The following is an 18,494-nucleotide window of genomic DNA, read 5'->3' as shown; positions in this document are numbered from 1 at the left end:
CAGGTCACGACAACCGCACCGAGATCGCCAAAGTTCACGATCATGGCTTGAAATCGCAGTCACGCCCTTGACCGCCGGGAGGGGAAAAGTTAAGGAACAGAACCGATTTCCGGACCTCGACCGATCCGTCGGACTTTCGCTACACTCTCGGCCGTGTCATATCCCTGATCGGAGGCCGGCCGTGCGCGGGAAAGACCGAAATTACACACTCAATGCCATTCCGGGATCCTGGGGCGGCCTCGGGCACATCATCCGGCTGTGGCGTGATCCGCTGGGATTTCTGGAAAGCCTGCCGAAACACGGCGACCTCGTCCGTTTGCAATTGGGCACGGTGCGCGTGTGGATGCTCTGCGACCCCGAGTTGACCCACCATGTCCTCCAGGACGGACGCACCTTCGACAAGGGCGGCACCTTCGACGAGGCCACCCGGCTCATCGTCCAGGACGGCCTGGTGGTCGCCCCGCACGAACCGCACAAACGGCAGCGCAGGCTCGTCCAGCCGGTCTTCCACCACGAGCGCCTCAACCAGTACGCCACGCTGATGGACACCGAGATCCGCGCGGTGTCGGACTCCTGGCCGGCCGAGCGGATCCTCGACGGCGTCGGCGAGATGCAGCGGCTGGCGATGCGGGTCACCGCGCGCACGATGTTCAGCTCGGCGCTGGGCGAGCACACCGTCGGGCAGGTGCGCGAGGACCTCACGAACATCATGGACGGCGCCCGCCACAAACTGTTCGCGCGGATGTCCGGGCTCGGCTGGGTGCCCACGGCGACGGGCCGGCGGTTCGACGCCTCGATCGCCCGGATGAACCGGACCGTCACCGATCTGATCGCCGACTACCGCCGCAGCGGCCGGGACCACGGCGACATGCTCTCCATGCTGCTGGAGAGCACCGACGAACACGGCGACGCGCTCACCGACGAGGAGGTTCACGCCCAGGTGCTGACGGTCTTCATGGCCGGCACCGAGACCACGGCCAGCCTGCTGGCCTGGGCGCTCCACCTGGTCTCGCTCGACGAGGACCTCCAGGACCGTATCCGCGAGGAGGCCAGGGAGCTGCCCGACGAAGGGGTCGGCCTCGCCGATGTCGGCAAGCTCAAGCTGACCCGCCGGGTGCTCACCGAGACCCTGCGCATGTACCCGCCGGTGTGGATCTTCCACCGGCGGCTGCGCACCCAGTCCAAGCTGCTGGACACGCGCCTCCCCGAGGGCTCGAACCTGTTCTACAGCCCGTACGTCATCCACCACCGGCCCGATCTCTACCCCGAGCCGCACGTGTTCCGGCCGGACCGCTGGCTGCCCGGCGCCGCCGACCATCTGCCCAAGGGCGGCTACGTGCCCTTCGGCGGCGGCAGCCGCAAGTGCATCGGCGACGAGTTCGCGCACACGGAGTCGGCCATCGCGCTCGCCCGCATCCTCGGCACCTGGCGGCTGCGCCCGGAGCCCGGCGTGGTCGTACGGCCGGCGGTCAAAGCCTCGCTGCGGCCGGACGCGGTCCCGCTGCGGCTGAGCCGCCACGTACGCCAAGAGACGTGAACCCCACCAGGGAACGGAAAACGGAGAACACCATGACCACCATCCCGGAACCCGCCTTCTCCTTGATGGGACCGGAATTCCAGGCCGATCCGTACACCACGACGGCCCGGCTCCGCGAGGCGGGCCCCGCGGTGCGGGGGACCTTCATCGACGGTGAGCCGTGCTGGATGTTCCTCCGGGACGCCGAGGTCCGCACGATCCTCGACGACCCGCGCTTCGTGGTGAACCCGGCGTCGGTGCCCGGCGGCGCCGTCCCCGACCGCCGGGCCGAGGGCATGGTCGCGATCGGCATCGACGAGGAGATCGCCCGCCCCTACCTCGCGGCGAGCATGGCGGAGCTGGACGCGCCGGGCCACCCCCGGCTGCGCAAGCTGGCGTCGCGGGCGTTCACCGCGCGGCGCATCGCGGAGCTGCGGCCCCGGATGGAGAAGGTCACCCAGGAACTCCTCGACGCGCTCCCCGGCCACGCCGAGAACGGCGTGGTCGACCTCATCGAGCACTTCGCGCATCCGCTGCCGCTGACCGTGATCTGCGATCTGATCGGCGTACCGGAGGAGGACCGTCCGCTCTGGCTCGAATGGAGCCACGCCGCGATGTGGCACGTCAGGCCCGGCGCGATGACGCTCCCCGAGGCGATGCGCGCCATGGTGACGCAGATACGGGACCTCATCGCGCGGCGGCGGGCCGAGCCGGCCGACGACCTCATCGACGCGCTGATCCGGGTCCAGGACGAGGACGGCGACCGGCTCAGCGACACCGAGCTGGTGATGCTGCTGCTCGACCTCGGCGTCGCCGGGCACGAGACGACGTCGTACCTGATCGGCACGGGAACGGCCGCCCTGCTCACCCACCCCGACCAGCTCTCCCTGCTGCGCTCGGACCTCTCGCTGCTGCCGAAGGCGATCCACGAGCTGATGCGCTGGTGCACCCCCGTCATGCTGACCCGGCCCCGGCACGCCACCGTCGACCTGGACCTCGGCGGGGTGCCGATCGCCGCGGGCGAGCGGGTGATGGCGATCCTCATCGGCGCCAACCGCGACCCGCGGCGGTTCCCCGACGCGGACCGGCTCGACATCACGCGCACGTACGAGTTCCGCGGCGAGCAGCATGTCGGCTTCAGCCACGGCCCGCACTACTGCCTCGGCGCCGGACTGGCCAAGGAGGAGGGCGAGATCGCCTTCGGCGCGCTGCTGCGGAAGTACCCGGGGCTGACGCTCGCGGTCGACGAGTCGGCGTTCACCTGGCAGCAGCCGCACCCGGGCATGCGCAGGCTGGCCGAACTGCCGGTACGCCTCTGACCGTACGACCGTCCCGAAGGGCGAAGGCGCTGTCGGGCACGGCCCGTCGTACGGCACCATATGGAGGGATGAGCAACAGCCCGGCGCCTCCCGCCGCCCCGCCTCCCGCGTCCGCCCCCGTCGCCGCCGTCGCCCCTGTCGCCGTCGCCGTCGCCGTCGCCGTCGCCGTCGCCGGGGAGCGCGCCACCCCGTTCCGGGCCGCCCGGGCGACGCTCGTCGACATTCCCTTCGAGCGCGTTGAGGTGATCGTGCACCCCCAGTCGTATGTCCACTCGATGGCTGAGTTCACGGACGGACGGACACCGGCACAGGCGGCGCCCCCGGACCTACGCGGGCCCGAGGCCACCTCGACCGGGCGGACCCACGCGGAGGCGCGCGCATGACCACCTTGATGACGATTCTCGGCATGGTCGTCTTCGTGATCGGCCTGCTGCTCTCGTTCGCCTGGCACGAGCTGGGGCACCTGTCGACCGCCAAGCTCTTCGGTATCAGGGTGCCCCAGTACATGGTGGGCTTCGGCCCGACCATCTGGTCGCGCAAGAGGGGGGAGACCGAGTACGGCCTCAAGGCGATCCCGCTCGGCGGCTACATCCGCATGATCGGCATGATCCCGCCCGGCCCCGACGGCCGTCTGGAGGCCCGCTCGACCTCCCCGCTGGGCGGAATGATCGACGACGCCCGGGCGGCCGCCTTCGAAGAGCTGAAGCCCGGCGACGAACGCCGCCTCTTCTACACGCGCAAGCCGTGGAAACGCGTCATCGTGATGTTCGCGGGCCCGTTCATGAATCTGATCCTCGCGGTCGCGATCTTCCTCACCGTGATGATGTCGTTCGGGATCAACACACAGACCACCACGGTCGGCAAGGTCTCCGCCTGCGTCATCCAGGCCGACGAGAAACGCTCCACGTGCGAGAAGGGCGACCCGGCCGCCCCCGCCAAGGCGGCGGGCCTCCGGGCGGGCGACAAGATCGTCGCGTTCGACGGGCAGCCCGTGAAGGACTGGTCGACCCTCCAGGCCGACATCCGCGACAACCCCGGCAAGGACATCACCCTCACTGTCGACCGCAAGGGCCAGGAGGTCGACCTCACGGCCCACCTGATCAAGAACCAGGTCAGCAGGACCGACGGCGACGGCGCCTACGTCAAGGACGAGTACGTGTACGCCGGCTTCCTCGGCTTCACCCCCGCCTCCGGCATCGTCCCGCAGACCTTCGGGCAGTCCGTGGACCGCATGGGCGACATGATGGTCCACGGCGTCGAGTCGCTGTTCGCCCTGCCCTCCAAGATCCCCGCCCTGTGGGACGCGGCGTTCGGCGGCGGCGAACGCGACCCCGAATCCCCCATGGGCGTGGTCGGCGCGGCCCGCGTGGGCGGCGAGATCGCCACCCTGGACATCCCCGCGTCCCAGCAGATCGCCACGTTCCTCATGCTCGTGGCGGGCTTCAACCTCTCCCTGTTCCTGTTCAACATGGTCCCGCTGCTCCCCCTGGACGGCGGCCACATCGCGGGCGCCCTGTGGGAATCACTCCGCCGCAACCTGGCCAAACTCCTGCGCCGCCCCGACCCGGGCCCCTTCGACGTGGCGAAACTTATGCCGGTCGCCTATGTGGTGGCGGGCATCTTCATCGCCTTCACCGCCCTCGTCCTGATCGCGGACGTCGTCAACCCGGTCAGGATCAGCTAGGCCCTGTCCGACGCCCCCTGGGAACCCACCGGAGCCCCGCCCTTCCCCTCCCCGTAAATCCATCCGAGGGAAAGGGCGGGGCTCTCCCCCAAAGAGAACCGAACAAAACAAAACGGCCCGCAGAATGACGGGCAGTCCGGCGGCGTCTTCAGCGCGGCGACCGCCTCACGCTCCGGCGGCGGTGCGGCGGTCGTGTTCCTCCTGGGCGGCAAGCACGGTGAGGGCATTGCGCCGTACCCACGCGAGCATCGACTCCAGCGGCTCGGCCGCGGCCTTCCCCAACGGCGTCAGGTCGTAACGCACGCTCGGCGGCACCGTGGGCAGCACCTCGCGCGAGAGCAGTCCGTCCCGTACGAGGGTGCGCAGTGTCTGCGCCAGCATCTTCTCGCTGATGCCGTCGATGAAAGTACGCAGCTCGTAGAAGCGCAGGGGCCCGCCCCGGAGCGCCACGAGGACCAACAGGCCCCAACGGCTGGTGAGATGGTTGAGGACTTCCCGCCCGGGACAGTCGCTGTTGAACGCGTCACAGGGGTCGCGCGGCTTGCCCGCCATGAGCTGAGAACTGTCCGACACGCACTGAGCTTACCTTCAGGTATGCCCTATCCGATAGTTAGCCATGGACTCTAGCGTCGCCCCCATGAGCTCTCCGCCCCTCAGCACCCACACGCCCACCCCCCGGACGATCGGCCTCGACCTGTGGTCCGACTTCGTCTGCGCGCACTGCTACTACGGCACCCGCCGCGTGGTCGACGCGATCGCCCAGCAGCCCGACCCCGGCCTCTTCCGGCTGCGCTGGCGCAGCTTCGAACTGGACCCGCGGCCCGCTGAGGAGCGTCCCGCCGGTGACCTGTACGACTACCTCGCACGCTTCAACGGCAGCCGGGAGGCCGGAAGCGCGGCCATGGAGACGATCGGGGCCATCGCCACCGCGGACGGCCTCCCCTTCCACGCCGACAAGGCCCACCCTGGCAACACCGCCGACGCCCACCGCCTGATCCACCTGGCCGCGACCGAGGCCCGGCAGACCGAGCTCGCGCAGCGCCTCTACACCGCCTACTGGACCGAGGGGCTCCGGATCGCCGACCCCGACGAACTCACCGAAACGGCCAGGAGGACGGGCCTGGACACCGACCGCGTACAGGAAGTCCTCTCCGGCACCGAGTTCACCACCCAGGTGGCACAGGACCAACAACTGGCCCTGCGGATGGGCCTCATGGGCGTCCCCACCCTCGTGGTGAACCACCGGTGGTCCCTGAGCGCCACGATGCCCATGGAGACCCTCTCGGCCCAACTCCACCACCTGACCGCCGAAGCCGGGCAGCCGTCGCGCGGGTGAGGAACCCTTGCCCTTGAGCCGGCCGCCCCGGCTACGTCACCGGTGTGGGTGACTGATGAAGTCGAGGATGAGTGCGATCCCTTGCAACGTGGTGGTTCGGTGTGTGGCCGGCGCCCTTCACCTCGACAAACGTGGCGTGCGGGAACTGTGCTGCGGCCTGTCGGCCCCAGGCCGTGGCGGTGTTGGCATCCAGGTCTCCGCTGAGGGCGAGGACCGGCACGTCGGGCAGTTTCGCCCCGACCGGGAACGGCGCTCCGGCCGTCTTGTCGTCAGGCCCCCGCAGACACATACCGCCGTCGTAATCGGCCCGCGTCACCCATGCTTCGGGAGAGAACAGCGCGAACGTGCGGGGGTCCAGAGCCGCGACCGATGAGTTGTACTCCGCTGTACGCCTCGCCACGCTGTCCCCGTAGTCGAAGGTGCGCGGATAGTCGTGGCAGGTCGTCGCGAAGGAGACGGCATCCGAGAAGGCTCCGGAGCCGGCCGCGTAGATCTCTGCCCGGTGCGTGAGGGACTCGGCGACGAGGGCCTTCACCGGAGCGAGATCCCCGGTCCGCGCCGCGGCGGCCGCCCGAGCCAGTGCGAGTTCCGTGTCGGTGTCGGCGGCACCTGAATAGAAGTTCGACACCGTCCCGGCCCACTGGCGCTCGTCCAGGACCACCTGGTACTTGGCCGACCGCCAGGTCAGGGTGAACGAGGTCGGGTGGGCGCGCAGCGATGCGGAAAGGTGCGCGATGTCGCTGCGGACCGTTGAGGCCGTGCACTTTCCGGTTCGGGCGCACACCAGCCCTATCGCCCGATTCACCGCGGCGTTCGCGAGTTGGCCGGACCCGTCGGTGTGGACGGCATAGGCACCGGAGAGCACGACCGACTGCCCCCGCCGGGGGTGTCGCCGGGCGTAGGTGGTCATCAGGAAGGTGCCGTACGAATCTCCGAGCAGATCGAGTTTGTCGAGGTGAAGCGCAGCACGGATGTCGTCCAGGTCGTCGGCCACGGCAGCGGTTCCGTAGTCGGAGACCCTCGCGCCGAGCTGGTGGCCACTCTCGCCGACGATCTTCCGCTGAGCTTCCCTGGTTCCGAACGCGCGGGCCGGATCCGGCAATGCCGGACAGGTCAGGGCGTCCGACCGGCCGACACCTCGCGGGTCCATGAGGAGAACGTCACGGCGCTTCATGAGCGGGGCCAGACCGGCGGCGTATTCAGGTCCGGCGATGTCGATGGTCGACACTCCGGGACCGCCGGGATTGGGCACGACCGTACCCAGCGAAGGTTTTGACCGGTCGGTGCGAGGGATGACCACGAACACGACCTTCGTCCTTCCCGCGGACGGACGCTTGCGGTCGCGGTCCACAAGAACAGACCCGCATTGTGCGGTCGGGAGAGCCGGCAGGTCCGTGCAGGGGGTCAAGGACGCGGAGGAAACGAGGTAGTACGCCAGCGTCCACCCGTTGTCCGCTCCGTGAAAGAGCGCGAACGCAACGGATGCGGCCACACCGGCGACGCCGAGGCTGACAAGGGGCCTGCGAAAGGGGGCACCGATGGCCCGGAACAGCAGCCCCCGGAACAGGAACTCCTCTCCCGCGGACTGGAGCGGCACCGTGATGACCGCCACCGCGACAAGGATGATGTGCTGCCTGGTGAACAGGGAGTCCCCGGCCGGGCGGAAGAGTTGCAGTACGACCGTGACGACGGCCCAGACCGGCAGGACCACGACCGCGATCCGCAGGAGCAGTCGCCACCGGAAGTGTCCGGCCACCGACGACAGCGATCCGTGAGGAACGCCGTGGACGACGCGCTGAACAAGCATGCAGATCGGGATCATCATCGCGAGCAGAAGATTGCCGCCGACCCAGAACCCGATGGTGAACGAAGGATGCAAGGGGTCGAACGGTGTGACGCCGAGCAGCCTGTCGAGTGCGATTCCGAGCGGAATCGCAGCGCCGAAGACGACAGCCGCGAAGGCGGTCAGACCCGCAACCACCGCAACGACGCTTCGCCAGGCTTCGGGATGTCCTCGAAGACCCTGGACGTACGACGGCGTACCGAGATCCGGCGGATGAACCGTATTGATGGATACATGCGCCTTGAGTGAGCTTTGGGCGACCAGGTCATACAGTCCAGGGACCCTGATGCCGCACATCGGCTCATCCAAAACCATGACGTGACGTCAAGGTCAACCCGCACCAGAGGGGAAAGGGGGCGACGCCCGTCATCTCGCAGACTTCCTTCGCGCGAAGCCCGCGCCCGGCTGCACGCTGGTCCACCGGGGCTACCCACGGCGGCGACCGTCAGGCCGCTCAAGCACCACGACAAAGAGCCAAGGAAAAGCAAAAGCCCCAGGTCACGGCGAGTGAGTCCTGAGGCTTCTACAGAGCCGCCTTCGGGATTCGAACCCGAGACCTACGCATTACGAGTGCGTTGCTCTGGCCAACTGAGCTAAGGCGGCGTGCCGTCCGGACCATGTTGCGGTCTGCGGCGCCGCCAAGTCTACACAGTTTCGAGGGGTGCTCCGTACACCCCCGGTGTGGAGAGGTTCTCGCAGGTCAGGGCGGTCAGGAGCACTTCTTGCCCCGGGCCGGGGGCGTGCCCTCCAGGAGGTAGGTGTTGATCGCCGTGTCGATGCAGTCGCTGCCGCGGCCGTACGCCGTGTGGCCGTCGCCGTTGTAGGTGAGGAGCGTGCCGGAGGAGAGCTGGTCCGCGAGGGACCGGGCCCACTTGTAGGGGGTGGCCGGGTCGCGGGTGGTGCCGACGACGACGATCGGGGCCGCGCCCTTCGCCTCGATGCGGTGGGGGGCGCCGGTGGCCTCGGTCGGCCAGTACGTGCAGTTCAGGGCGGCCCAGGCGAGGCCCCTGCCGAAGACCGGGGACGCCTGTTCGAAGGAGGGGAGCGCCTTGGTGACCTCGTCGGGGCCGGTGAAGGAGGGCGGGAGGTCCAGGCAGTTCACGGCGGAGTTGGCGAACATCAGGTTGGCGTACGTGCCGTCGCTCTCGCGCTCGTAGTACGAGTCGGCCAGGGCGAGCAGCGCCGCCCCGTCGCCGTCCATCGCGCCCGCGAGGGCCTCGCGGAGCTGGGGCCAGGCGGACTCGTCGTACATCGCGGCGATCACGCCGGTCGTGGCAAGGGATTCGCTGAGCTCACGGCCTCCGCCGGCCGGGACGGGCCGCGCGTCCAGCTCCGTGAAGAATGCCTTCATCCGGTTCGAGACATCGGTCGCGGACTTCCGGCCGAGGGGGCAGTCCGCCTGTTTCACACAGTCCTCGGCGAAGGACCGGAAGGCCGTCTCGAAGCCGGCCGTCTGGTCGCGGTTCAGTTCGCGGGCCGGGAGGGACGGGTCCATCGCGCCGTCGAGGACGAGGCGGCCGGTGCGCTTCGGGAAGAGTTCCGCGTAGGTCGCCCCGAGGAAGGTGCCGTACGAGGCGCCGACGTACGACAGTTTCAGGTCACCCAGGACCGCGCGGAAGACGTCCATGTCACGTGCGGCCTCGACCGTGGAGACATGCGGGAGGACCGTTCCCGAGCGCCTCTCGCAGCCCTGGGCGAACTTCTTGAAGGCCGCGGTCAGCTTGGTGACCTCCGCCTGGTCGTCGGGGGTCTGGTCGACCTGCGTGTACGCGTCCATCTCCTTGCCGCTGAGGCATTCGACGGGCTCGCTGCGGGCCACCCCGCGGGGGTCGATGGCCACCATGTCGTACTGGGCGCGGACGGGGGCCGGGTAGCCGATGCCCGCGTACGCCTGGAGGTAGCCGACGGCCGAGCCGCCGGGGCCGCCCGGGTTGACCATGAGGGAGCCGAGGCGCTTGCCCGGGCCTGTGGCCTTCTTGCGGGCGACGGCCAGGTCGATCTCGGTGCCGTTCGGCTTCGTGTAGTCGAGCGGCGCCTTCATCGTGGCGCACCGGAAGTCGGGGACACCGCAGTCGCGCCACGTGAGCTTCTGCTCGTAGTACCTCTTCAGCGCGGCCGGGCCGGCGGACCCCGACCCGGAGGACGAAGAGGACGAATCCGACGCTGACGCCTCCGACGGCGAGCCGCCCGAGCTGCAGCCGGAGACCAGCAGACCGGCAGCGGCCAGCGCGGTGGCGGAGATACGGAACAGGCGCCTGGTGTCCATCCACGGATGCTAGCCGTCCGGCCACGCCGAGGCTCCGGCCACGCTCGTACGGGTGAATCACGGCCCGTACGGGTGACCTTCCGGCCGTACGGACGAGTCCGCCCCTGGTCAGCCCGTTCTGAGCGACACGGCCATCGCCTCCACCGCGAGGAGCGGCGCCACGTTACGGTCCAGGGCCTGGCGGCAGGCGACGATCGCCTCGATACGGCGCAGGGTCCGCTCCGGGGTGGAGGCGCGGGCGACCCGGTCCAGCGCGTCCCGTACGTCGGCGTTGGCGAGCGCGACCCGTGATCTCATCTGGAGCGCGAGCACATCGCGGTAGAACCCCGTCAGGTCGGTGAGGGCCAGATCGAGGCTGTCGCGCTGCGTACGGGTGGAACGGCGCTTCTGCCGGTCGGCCAGCTCCTTCATCACCCCGGCCGTGCCCCGGGGCATCCTGCCGCCCGCCGAGGCACCGAGGGCGGCCTTCATCTCGTCGGTCTCCTTGACGTCGACCTCCTCGGCGACCTGCTTGGCGTCCTCGGTGGCGGCGTCGATCAGCTCCTGCGCCGCCTTGAGACACCCGCCGATGTCGTCCACGCGCAGGGGCATCTTGAGGACGGTGGCGCGACGGGCCCGGGCACGCGGGTCGGTGGCCAGGCGGCGGGCCCGCCCGATGTGGCCCTGGGTGGCCTGGGCCGCGGCGTGGGCGGCGTCCGGCTCGATGCCGTCGCGCCGGATCAGGACGTCGGCGACGGCGGACACGGGAGGGGTGCGCAGGACGAGATGGCGGCAGCGGGAGCGGATCGTGGGCAGGACGTCCTCCAGGGAGGGCGCGCAGAGCAGCCAGACCGTCCGGGGCGCCGGCTCCTCCACCCCTTTCAGCAGGACGTTGCCCGCGCCTTCGGTGAGGCGGTCGGCGTCCTCCAGCACATTGACCTGCCAGCGCCCGCCGGCCGGCGAGAGCTGGGCGCGGCGCACCAGTTCGCGGGTCTCCTTGACGCCGATGGAGAGCAGGTCCGTACGGATGACGTCCACATCGGCGTGCGTACCGATCAGGCTCGTGTGGCAGCCGTCGCAGAACCCGCACCCCGGCTCCCCGCCGAGGGCGCGGTCCGGGCTGGTGCACTGAAGGGCCGCGGCGAAGGCGCGGGCCGCCGTGGACCGGCCCGACCCCGGTGGTCCCGTGAACAGCCAGGCGTGCGTCATCTTCGACGCCTCGGGCGGGGTGCCGCCCGAAGCCTCGGCCGTGACCAGCGCGTCGGCGTCACGGGCGGCGGCGGCCAGCGTCTCCCGGACGCGGTCCTGCCCGACCAGCTCGTCCCATACGGTCATGCGCTGTCACCCCCTTCTCGCCGCGCGGCCCCCTGGTCCGCGGCTCCGTGCCGTGGGCCGTCCCCGACGGGACGGACGCGCTCGGAATCCATTGTGGGGCCGGGGTCTGACAATCCGGCCCCACACGGTCCTCCGGTCCGGTCGCCCGGACTAACGACGGCGCCTGCCGTCGGTGTCGTCACCGTCGTCGTCACGCCCGCCGAGCAGCTCGTCCGCCAGGGTCGGCAGATCGTCCAGCGGGGTCTCCTCCGCCCAGTCCGAGCGGCGGCGCGGGCGCTCCGGCGGGCGCTGGAGGCGGGCCTCCGGAGCGGCGTCCGGGTCGATCACCGGCAGCTCCCTCGTGCGCTCGTTCTCCCGCTCCCCCGACGACGGCGCCGGGTCGTCCTTGCGGAAGAAGTCCCGCGGCACCCGGTCCGCCGGATCGCTGTTGCGCGCGGGCGCCGCGTCACCGTTGCGTACCGGCGGCAGGACAGCGGTCTCGTCGGCCGCGCGCGCCTCACGTGAAGCATCGTTGCGCCCGTCGCGCGGCCCCCGCGGCTCGTCAGGCACCTGCGGCAGGACGGCCGTCTCGTCGGCCGCGCCGGGCCTGTCCTGTCCGGCGCGCGGACGGTCGCCCTCGGGCCGCCGGGTGCCCGGGCGTACCGCCGGAACCTCCTGCGTCACGTCCTCCGGGGTGATGTCCGGCTTCCTGAGGTTCGGCTTGACCACCGGTGTGGGCACCGTGATCTCGTTCGGCGAGACCTGGTCCGAGGCCGCGGCGGCCGCGGCCTCCTCCGCGCGACGGCGTGCCTCCTCGGCCCGGAGCAGCGCCTCCTCCGCCTTGCGCTGCTTCTCCAGACGCCGCTCCTCCGCCTCCGCGCGGAGCCTGGCTTCCTCCTGGGCCTGCCGCCTGAGACGCGCCTGCTCCGCCTCGTACGCCCGCTCCTCGGCCTCGCGCCGCTCGCGCTCCTGCTCGGCGACCCGGCGCTCCTCCTCGGCGCGCGCCCTGGCCTCCTCCGCCCGGCGCTCCTCCTCCAGCCGGCGTGCTTCCTCCAGCTCGCGGCGCTTGCGCTCCTCCTCCTCGGCACGGAGCTTGGCGAGCTGTGCCTGACGCTCACGCTCCAGCCGCTCCTCCTCCGCCTTGCGCGCGGCTTCTTCCTCGGCCTTGCGGCGGGCCTCCTCGATGGCGGCCTTGCGCGCCTCCTCCCGGGCCTCGATCTCGGCCTCGGAGAGCGGCAGAAGCTGGTCGAGCCGGTGCCGTACGACCTTGGTGACCGCTTCCGGCTCCTGGCCCGCGTCCACGACGAGGTAGCGCGTCGGGTCGGCCGCGGCCAGGGTGAGGAAGCCGGACCGTACCCGCTGGTGGAACTCGGCGGGCTCGGACTCCAGGCGGTCCGGTGCCTCCGTGAAGCGCTCGCGCGCCGCCTCCGGGGAGACGTCGAGCAGCACCGTGAGGTGCGGTACGAGACCGTCCGTCGCCCAGCGCGAGATACGGGCGATCTCGGTCGGGGAGAGGTCGCGGCCCGCGCCCTGGTAGGCCACGGACGAGTCGATGTAGCGGTCGGAGATGACGATCGCGCCACGCTCCAGGGCGGGGCGGACCACCGAGTCGACGTGCTCGGCGCGGTCCGCCGCGTACAGCAGTGCCTCGGCGCGGCTGGAGAGTCCGGCGCTGGACACGTCGAGCAGGATCGACCGGAGCCGCTTGCCGACCGGGGTGGCGCCCGGCTCGCGCGTGACCACCACTTCGTGGCCCTTGGCCCGGATCCAGTTGGCCAGCGCCTCGACCTGCGTGGACTTCCCGGCACCGTCCCCGCCTTCCACGGCGAGGAAGAAGCCGGTCGCGACCGGGGCCTGTACGGGGTCGGCCCCGCCGCGCAGCGCGTCGCGGAGGTCATGCCGGAGTGGCACGCCGGACCGGTCGTCCGTCTTGGCCAGGACGACCGCCGCGACGGGCAGCAGCAGCGCGCCGACCAGCATCAGGGTGAACGCGGCGCCGTCGTGCGCGAAGACGAAGGTGCCGCCGGCGAGGCGGTGCGGGCCGATGGCCGCGGCGACGAGGGGGGCGACGACGACGCCGAGCGCGACAAAGACCCTGACTACAGCTTGCAGGTGTTCGGTGACTCGCTGTCGACGATACTCCTCGATCTCCACATCGATAAGGGCGTGGCCGGTATACGCCACGACCCCCGCGGTGAAGCCGGCGAACAGGGCGAGGAGCAGCACCGTCGCCGTGTCCGGTACGAGTCCCATGGCGAGCAGCGCGACGCCGGTGACCGCGATGCCCAGCGCGAACAGCCGGCGCCGGGACAGGGCGGGGAGCACCTTCGCGCCGCCGCGGATGCCCAGCGCCGTACCGCCGGTCAGCGCGAGGACCAGCAGGGCGAAGGTGACAGGGCCGCCGCCGAGGTCCTTGGCCTGGAGGACGGAGACGCCCACGGCCGCCGCGACGGCCCCGGCGATCGCGCCGCAGGCGAGGACGAGCAGCGGCACCGCGCCCGTACGGCCCCGGTCCCCGCCACCGGAGCTGGAGCCGCCGGGGCGGCGCAGCCCTTCGAGCGGGGAGCGCGGGCGGGGCGTCGGCCCGTCGGGCAGCTCCAGGAAGTAGAGCGCGGAGACGGACGCGGAGAACAGCCCGGCCGCGACGTACGAGCCGAGCGCCGCCTGATGCAGCGAGAACCACTCGATGCCCGTGCCCAGCAGGTTGCCGATCAGCGTGGCGACGAGCAGGACCGCCGCGGCGGCGGGGACGGACAGGAACGTCGTACGGAGCGAGAGCCGGCGCAGCGCGTCGAGATGGTCGGGCAGCGGGCGCACGGCGGCGCCCTCCAGCGGCGGGGGCGGCAGCAGGGACGGGGCGGCGCTCTCCTTGGCCACCGTCCAGAAGCGCTCGGCCACGCCCACGACGAAGACGGTGCTGAGAAGGATCGGAAGGGCGCGGTCGGGGGTCCAGTCGAGCCACAGCGGCGCGACGATCAGCAGACCGAGGCGGAGGACGTCCGCGACGATCATCGTCCAGCGTCGGTCCAGCGGCCCGCCGTCCCGCTCCGGCTTGGCCGGCTTGGCGGGCTTCGCGGCGGTCGCGCCGGACTCGGCCCCGTCGGGCGCCGTGTCCGCGGCCACGGACGTCCCTGCCGCCCCCGGCTTCCCGGCGGCTCCGGACGACCTCCCGGCGGCTCCGGGCGCTCCCGTACGGGGCGCGACCAGGGCCGTCAGCGGCCCCAGCAGCACCGCGCCGAACAGCAGCGTGGCCAGGATCCGGGCGCCGAACACGGCGGCGACGGCGAACGCCGCTCCCCGGTATCCCGTACCGAACGAACCCTCGGCGATCGCCGCTTGCAACGACAGCAGCAGAAGCACGAGAACGGCGAGTGCGTCGCCGACCCCGCCGACGAACTGGGCGCCCCACAACCGCCGCAGCGGAGGAAGGCGCAACAGAGATCGAACGGCGCGCTCTCGTGAGTCTGCGGCAAGTGCGTCGGAGTCGGAGGGGGCGCTCACGACCGTTGGCTGCTCGGCTCGCGTCATCCGCCCAGCCTATCCGGAGCCACCGACAACCCTGGAGCCCCGTCCGAACAAACGACCACGTGGCCGCCCTCGCCGGCGCTCGCCACTCGCGCCCGGACGCCCCGACCCGCCTGTTAGGGGGGTCGGGGCGTCCGGGTATCCGGGCCGGGCGTCCAGGCGTCCGTTACGTGTCCGCCCGCTACGCGTCCGTCTTCGCCGAGCCCGAGCCCGAGGAAGAGGCCGAAGCCGAGGCCGACGACTTCTTGGCGGCCGTCTTCTTCGCCGCGGTCGTCGTACCGGCTCCGGCGGCCTTCTTGGCCGTCGTCTTCTTGGCGGCGGTCTTCTTCGCCGTCGTCGCCTTCTTGGCAGGCGCCTTCTTGGCCGGAGCCTTCTTCGCCGCCTTCTTGGCGGTCTTCTTGGCCGGGCCCTTCGCGCGCTTCTCCGCGAGCAGCTCGTACCCGCGCTCCGGGGTGATCCCCTCGACGCTGTCGTCCGTCCGCAGGGTCGCGTTCGTCTCGCCGTCCGTGACGTACGGGCCGAACCGCCCGTCCTTCACGACCACGGGACGCTCGCTCACCGGGTCCGTGCCCAGTTCCTTCAGCGGGGGCTTGGCCGCGGCCCGGCCCCGCTGCTTGGGCTGGGCGTAGATCGCCAGCGCCTCTTCGACCGTGATGTCGAAGAGCTGGTCCTCGCTGGTCAGCGACCGCGAGTCGGTGCCCTTCTTCAGATACGGGCCGTACCGGCCGTTCTGCGCGGTGATCTCGACACCTTCGGCGTCCGTCCCGACCACTCGCGGCAGCGACATCAGCTTGAGCGCGTCGTCGATGGTGACCGTGTCGAGCGACATGGACTTGAAGAGCGAGGCGGTACGGGGCTTGACCGCGTTCTTGCCGGTCTTCGGCGTGCCGTCCGGCAGGATCTCGGTGACGTACGGGCCGTAGCGGCCGTCCTTCGCCACGATCTGGTTCCCGGAGACCGGGTCGGCGCCCAGCTCGAAGTCGCCGCTCGGCTTGGCCAGCAGCTCCTCCGCGTACTCGACCGTCAGCTCGTCGGGCGCCATCTCCTCGGGCACATCGGCGCGCTGGTGGCCCTCCGCGTCCTTCTCGCCGCGCTCCACGTACGGCCCGTACCGGCCGACGCGCAGCATGATGCCGTCGCCGACGGGGAACGAGGAGATCTCCTTGGCGTCGATCGCGCCGAGGTCGGTGACGAGTTCCTTGAGACCGCCGAGGTGGTCCCCGTCGCCGTTGCCCGCGCTGGAGGCGGCGCCGGCGTTGTCGTCACCCTCGCCGAAGTAGAAGCGCCTGAGCCACGGCACGGCCTGGGCCTCGCCCTGCGCGATGCGGTCGAGGTCGTCCTCCATCTTGGCCGTGAAGTCGTAGTCGACCAGTCGGCCGAAGTGCGTCTCCAGCAGGTTGACGACAGCGAAGGACAAGAAGGACGGCACCAGCGCCGTGCCCTTCTTGAAGACGTAACCGCGGTCGAGAATGGTGCCGATGATGGAGGCGTACGTCGAAGGGCGGCCGATCTCGCGCTCTTCCAGCTCCTTGACCAGCGAGGCTTCGGTGTAGCGGGCCGGAGGCTTGGTGGCGTGGCCGTCGACCGAGATCTCCTCGGAGGAGAGCGCGTCGCCCTCGGCGACCTGCGGCAGCCTGCGCTCACGGTCGTCCAGCTCCGCGTTCGGGTCGTCCGCGCCCTCGACGTACGCCTTCATGAAGCCGTGGAAGGTGATCGTCTTGCCGGAGGCGGAGAATTCCGCGTCCCGGCCGTCGCTCGACGTTCCGCCGATCTTGACGGTGACGCTGTTGCCGACCGCGTCCTTCATCTGGGAGGCGACGGTCCGCTTCCAGATCAGCTCGTAGAGCCGGAACTGGTCGCCGCTCAGCCCGGTCTCCGCCGGGGTGCGGAAACGGTCGCCCGAGGGACGGATCGCCTCGTGCGCCTCCTGCGCGTTCTTGACCTTCCCGGCGTACGTACGCGGCTTGTCCGGCAGATAGCTCGCCCCGTACAACTGCGTGACCTGGGCGCGGGCCGCCGAGACCGCGGTGTCCGAGAGGGTGGTGGAGTCCGTACGCATGTAGGTGATGAAGCCGTTCTCGTACAGCTTCTGCGCGACCTGCATCGTGGACTTCGCCCCGAAGCCGAGCTTGCGCGATGCCTCCTGCTGGAGCGTCGTCGTACGGAAGGGCGCGTACGGGGAGCGGCGGTACGGCTTGGACTCGACCGAGCGCACGGCGAAGGACGACTCCGCCAGCGCGGCGGCCAGCGCCCGCGCGTTCGCCTCGTCGAGGTGCAGCACCTGGTCGGACTTGAGGCGGCCGTCCGGGCCGAAGTCGCGGCCCTGGGCGACGCGCCGGCCGTCGACCGAGTTCAACCGGGCGACCAGCGACGACGGGTCGGAGGGGTCACCCGGGCGGCCGGTGGAGAACGTGCCGGTCAGGTCCCAGTACTCGGCGGAGCGGAAGGCGATGCGCTCGCGCTCGCGCTCGACGACGAGCCGGGTGGCGACGGACTGGACGCGGCCCGCGGAGAGGCCACGCATGACCTTCTTCCACAGGACCGGCGAGACCTCGTAGCCGTACAGGCGGTCGAGGATGCGGCGGGTCTCCTGGGCGTCGACCATGCGCTGGTTCAGTTCGCGCGGGTTGGCGACGGCGGCCCGGATCGCGTCCTTGGTGATCTCGTGGAAGACCATCCGGTGGACGGGGACCTTGGGCTTGAGGACTTCCTGGAGGTGCCACGCGATGGCTTCGCCCTCGCGGTCCTCATCGGTGGCGAGGTAGAGCTCGTCGGATTCGGCCAGCAGCTCCTTGAGCTTCCTGACCTGCGACTTCTTGTCCGCGTTGACGACGTAGATCGGCTGGAAGTCATGTTCGACGTCCACACCGAGGCGGCGCACCTCGCCGGTGTACTTCTCGGGCACCTCGGCGGCGCCGTTCGGGAGGTCGCGGATGTGCCCGACGCTCGCCTCGACGACATAGCCAGGGCCGAGGTAGCCCTTGATCGTCTTCGCCTTGGCAGGCGACTCGACGATGACGAGTCGGCGGCCGCCGTCTGCGGTCTCGCTGGTCGGGGACAACTTCGCTCTTCTCTCCGGTCGACGCTGGGTGGGCCCGTACGGCAGTACGGCAGAACGGCACGGCGGGGCGCGGGACCGCCCAGCGATGACGCTGCTTCGCTGCGGAGTGTGACGGTACAACCCGCCCCCGTGTCAAACGACGAAAGACCGCAACGGCCACTCGAACGGTAACCCGACTCCAGCCATTCCTGCCGCCCGGACCCCCGTGCCCGCCGCGTCGGGCCGCTTCGGCGGCGTCCGCGCCGGGGCGCCTGGGGCCGGTCGGGCAGGGGTGCCTCGTGAGGCCCGGGGCATCGGCCCGGCCCAGGTCCTGCCCGGGTCCCGCCCAGGTCCCGGCGCAGGTCCGGCACGCTTCCGCGGCAGGTCCGGGGGACGGCGGCGGAGCACGGCGGGCCCGGACGATCACGGCCCGGCGGTCACGGCAAGGTGGTGGAACGCTTGGATCAGATACGACCGAAGCACCACACGCCGAGAGCGAGAAAGACCACGCCCGAGAGTGTCGCGAGCGTGATGGACGCCGCAGGCCGGACGCCGTGCGCGACCGGCGCCCGGTGCAGGACACGAGCGCCCGTCCACAGCAGCAGCCCGGCCCCGAACAGCGTGAACACCACTCCCGCGAAGATCGCCGGCTCGCTCTCCATGCCCGCCCCC

Annotated in this window: 11 protein-coding genes, 1 tRNA gene and 1 pseudogene; 5 read left to right on the top strand and 8 right to left on the bottom strand. The window is 70.8% G+C overall.

Annotated elements, in window-relative coordinates; genetic code table 11:
• Positions 1–181 precede the first annotated feature (181 nt).
• From ACIO3P_RS14580 to ACIO3P_RS14565, 4 genes and pseudogenes are all read left to right on the top strand, one after another.
• Positions 182–1,537, top strand: coding sequence for a cytochrome P450 (locus tag ACIO3P_RS14580; RefSeq protein WP_401849471.1), 1,356 nt, complete (start codon positions 182–184; stop codon positions 1,535–1,537).
• A gap of 32 nt (positions 1,538–1,569) precedes the next feature.
• Positions 1,570–2,835, top strand: coding sequence for a cytochrome P450 (locus ACIO3P_RS14575; protein ID WP_401849468.1), 1,266 nt, complete (start codon positions 1,570–1,572; stop codon positions 2,833–2,835).
• 212 nt (positions 2,836–3,047) lie between these two features.
• Positions 3,048–3,191: pseudogene (locus tag ACIO3P_RS14570) on the top strand (1-deoxy-D-xylulose-5-phosphate reductoisomerase); the annotation flags it as partial.
• Between the two features lie 23 nt (positions 3,192–3,214).
• Positions 3,215–4,519, top strand: coding sequence for a M50 family metallopeptidase (locus tag ACIO3P_RS14565; RefSeq protein ID WP_401849467.1), 1,305 nt, complete (start codon positions 3,215–3,217; stop codon positions 4,517–4,519).
• A 165-nt stretch (positions 4,520–4,684) separates the two neighbouring features.
• Here the strand turns inward: ACIO3P_RS14565 and ACIO3P_RS14560 are convergent, their stop codons facing one another.
• Positions 4,685–5,092: a helix-turn-helix domain-containing protein gene (locus tag ACIO3P_RS14560; RefSeq protein ID WP_329824083.1), complete on the bottom strand. Its 408-nt coding sequence runs from the start codon at positions 5,090–5,092 to the stop codon at positions 4,685–4,687.
• 64 nt (positions 5,093–5,156) lie between these two features.
• Here ACIO3P_RS14560 and ACIO3P_RS14555 point away from each other — a divergent pair, with 64 nt between their 5' ends.
• Positions 5,157–5,855, top strand: a complete 699-nt coding sequence (locus tag ACIO3P_RS14555) for a DsbA family oxidoreductase (protein ID WP_401849466.1) — start codon at positions 5,157–5,159, stop codon at positions 5,853–5,855.
• Between the two features lie 31 nt (positions 5,856–5,886).
• On the opposite strand, the gene ACIO3P_RS14550 is transcribed toward ACIO3P_RS14555, so the two are convergent.
• The 7 genes from ACIO3P_RS14550 to ACIO3P_RS14520 form a co-directional block, all read right to left on the bottom strand.
• Positions 5,887–8,013 (bottom strand): alpha/beta fold hydrolase, encoded by a 2,127-nt coding sequence (locus ACIO3P_RS14550; RefSeq protein WP_401849465.1) that lies wholly within the window; start codon positions 8,011–8,013, stop codon positions 5,887–5,889.
• Positions 8,014–8,227: 214 nt separating this feature from the next.
• Positions 8,228–8,301: transfer RNA gene (locus tag ACIO3P_RS14545), tRNA-Thr, on the bottom strand.
• 106 nt (positions 8,302–8,407) lie between these two features.
• Positions 8,408–9,964: an alpha/beta hydrolase gene (locus ACIO3P_RS14540; protein ID WP_401849463.1), complete on the bottom strand. Its 1,557-nt coding sequence runs from the start codon at positions 9,962–9,964 to the stop codon at positions 8,408–8,410.
• 108 nt (positions 9,965–10,072) lie between these two features.
• A complete protein-coding gene (locus tag ACIO3P_RS14535) occupies positions 10,073–11,278 on the bottom strand; it encodes a DNA polymerase III subunit delta' (protein WP_329824088.1) in 1,206 nt (401 codons plus the stop codon).
• Positions 11,279–11,428: 150 nt separating this feature from the next.
• Positions 11,429–14,785 (bottom strand): dTMP kinase, encoded by a 3,357-nt coding sequence (gene tmk, locus ACIO3P_RS14530; protein WP_401849461.1) that lies wholly within the window; start codon positions 14,783–14,785, stop codon positions 11,429–11,431.
• 178 nt (positions 14,786–14,963) lie between these two features.
• A complete protein-coding gene (topA, locus tag ACIO3P_RS14525; protein ID WP_401791875.1) occupies positions 14,964–17,843 on the bottom strand; it encodes a type I DNA topoisomerase in 2,880 nt (959 codons plus the stop codon).
• 443 nt (positions 17,844–18,286) lie between these two features.
• Positions 18,287–18,484 (bottom strand): hypothetical protein, encoded by a 198-nt coding sequence (locus tag ACIO3P_RS14520; RefSeq protein WP_329824091.1) that lies wholly within the window; start codon positions 18,482–18,484, stop codon positions 18,287–18,289.
• Positions 18,485–18,494: the final 10 nt, after the last annotated feature.

Source organism: Streptomyces sp. NPDC087310 (assembly GCF_044744405.1).
In the GTDB taxonomy this organism is placed as follows: domain Bacteria; phylum Actinomycetota; class Actinomycetes; order Streptomycetales; family Streptomycetaceae; genus Streptomyces.
This window is presented reverse-complemented; position numbering and strand designations above follow the sequence as displayed.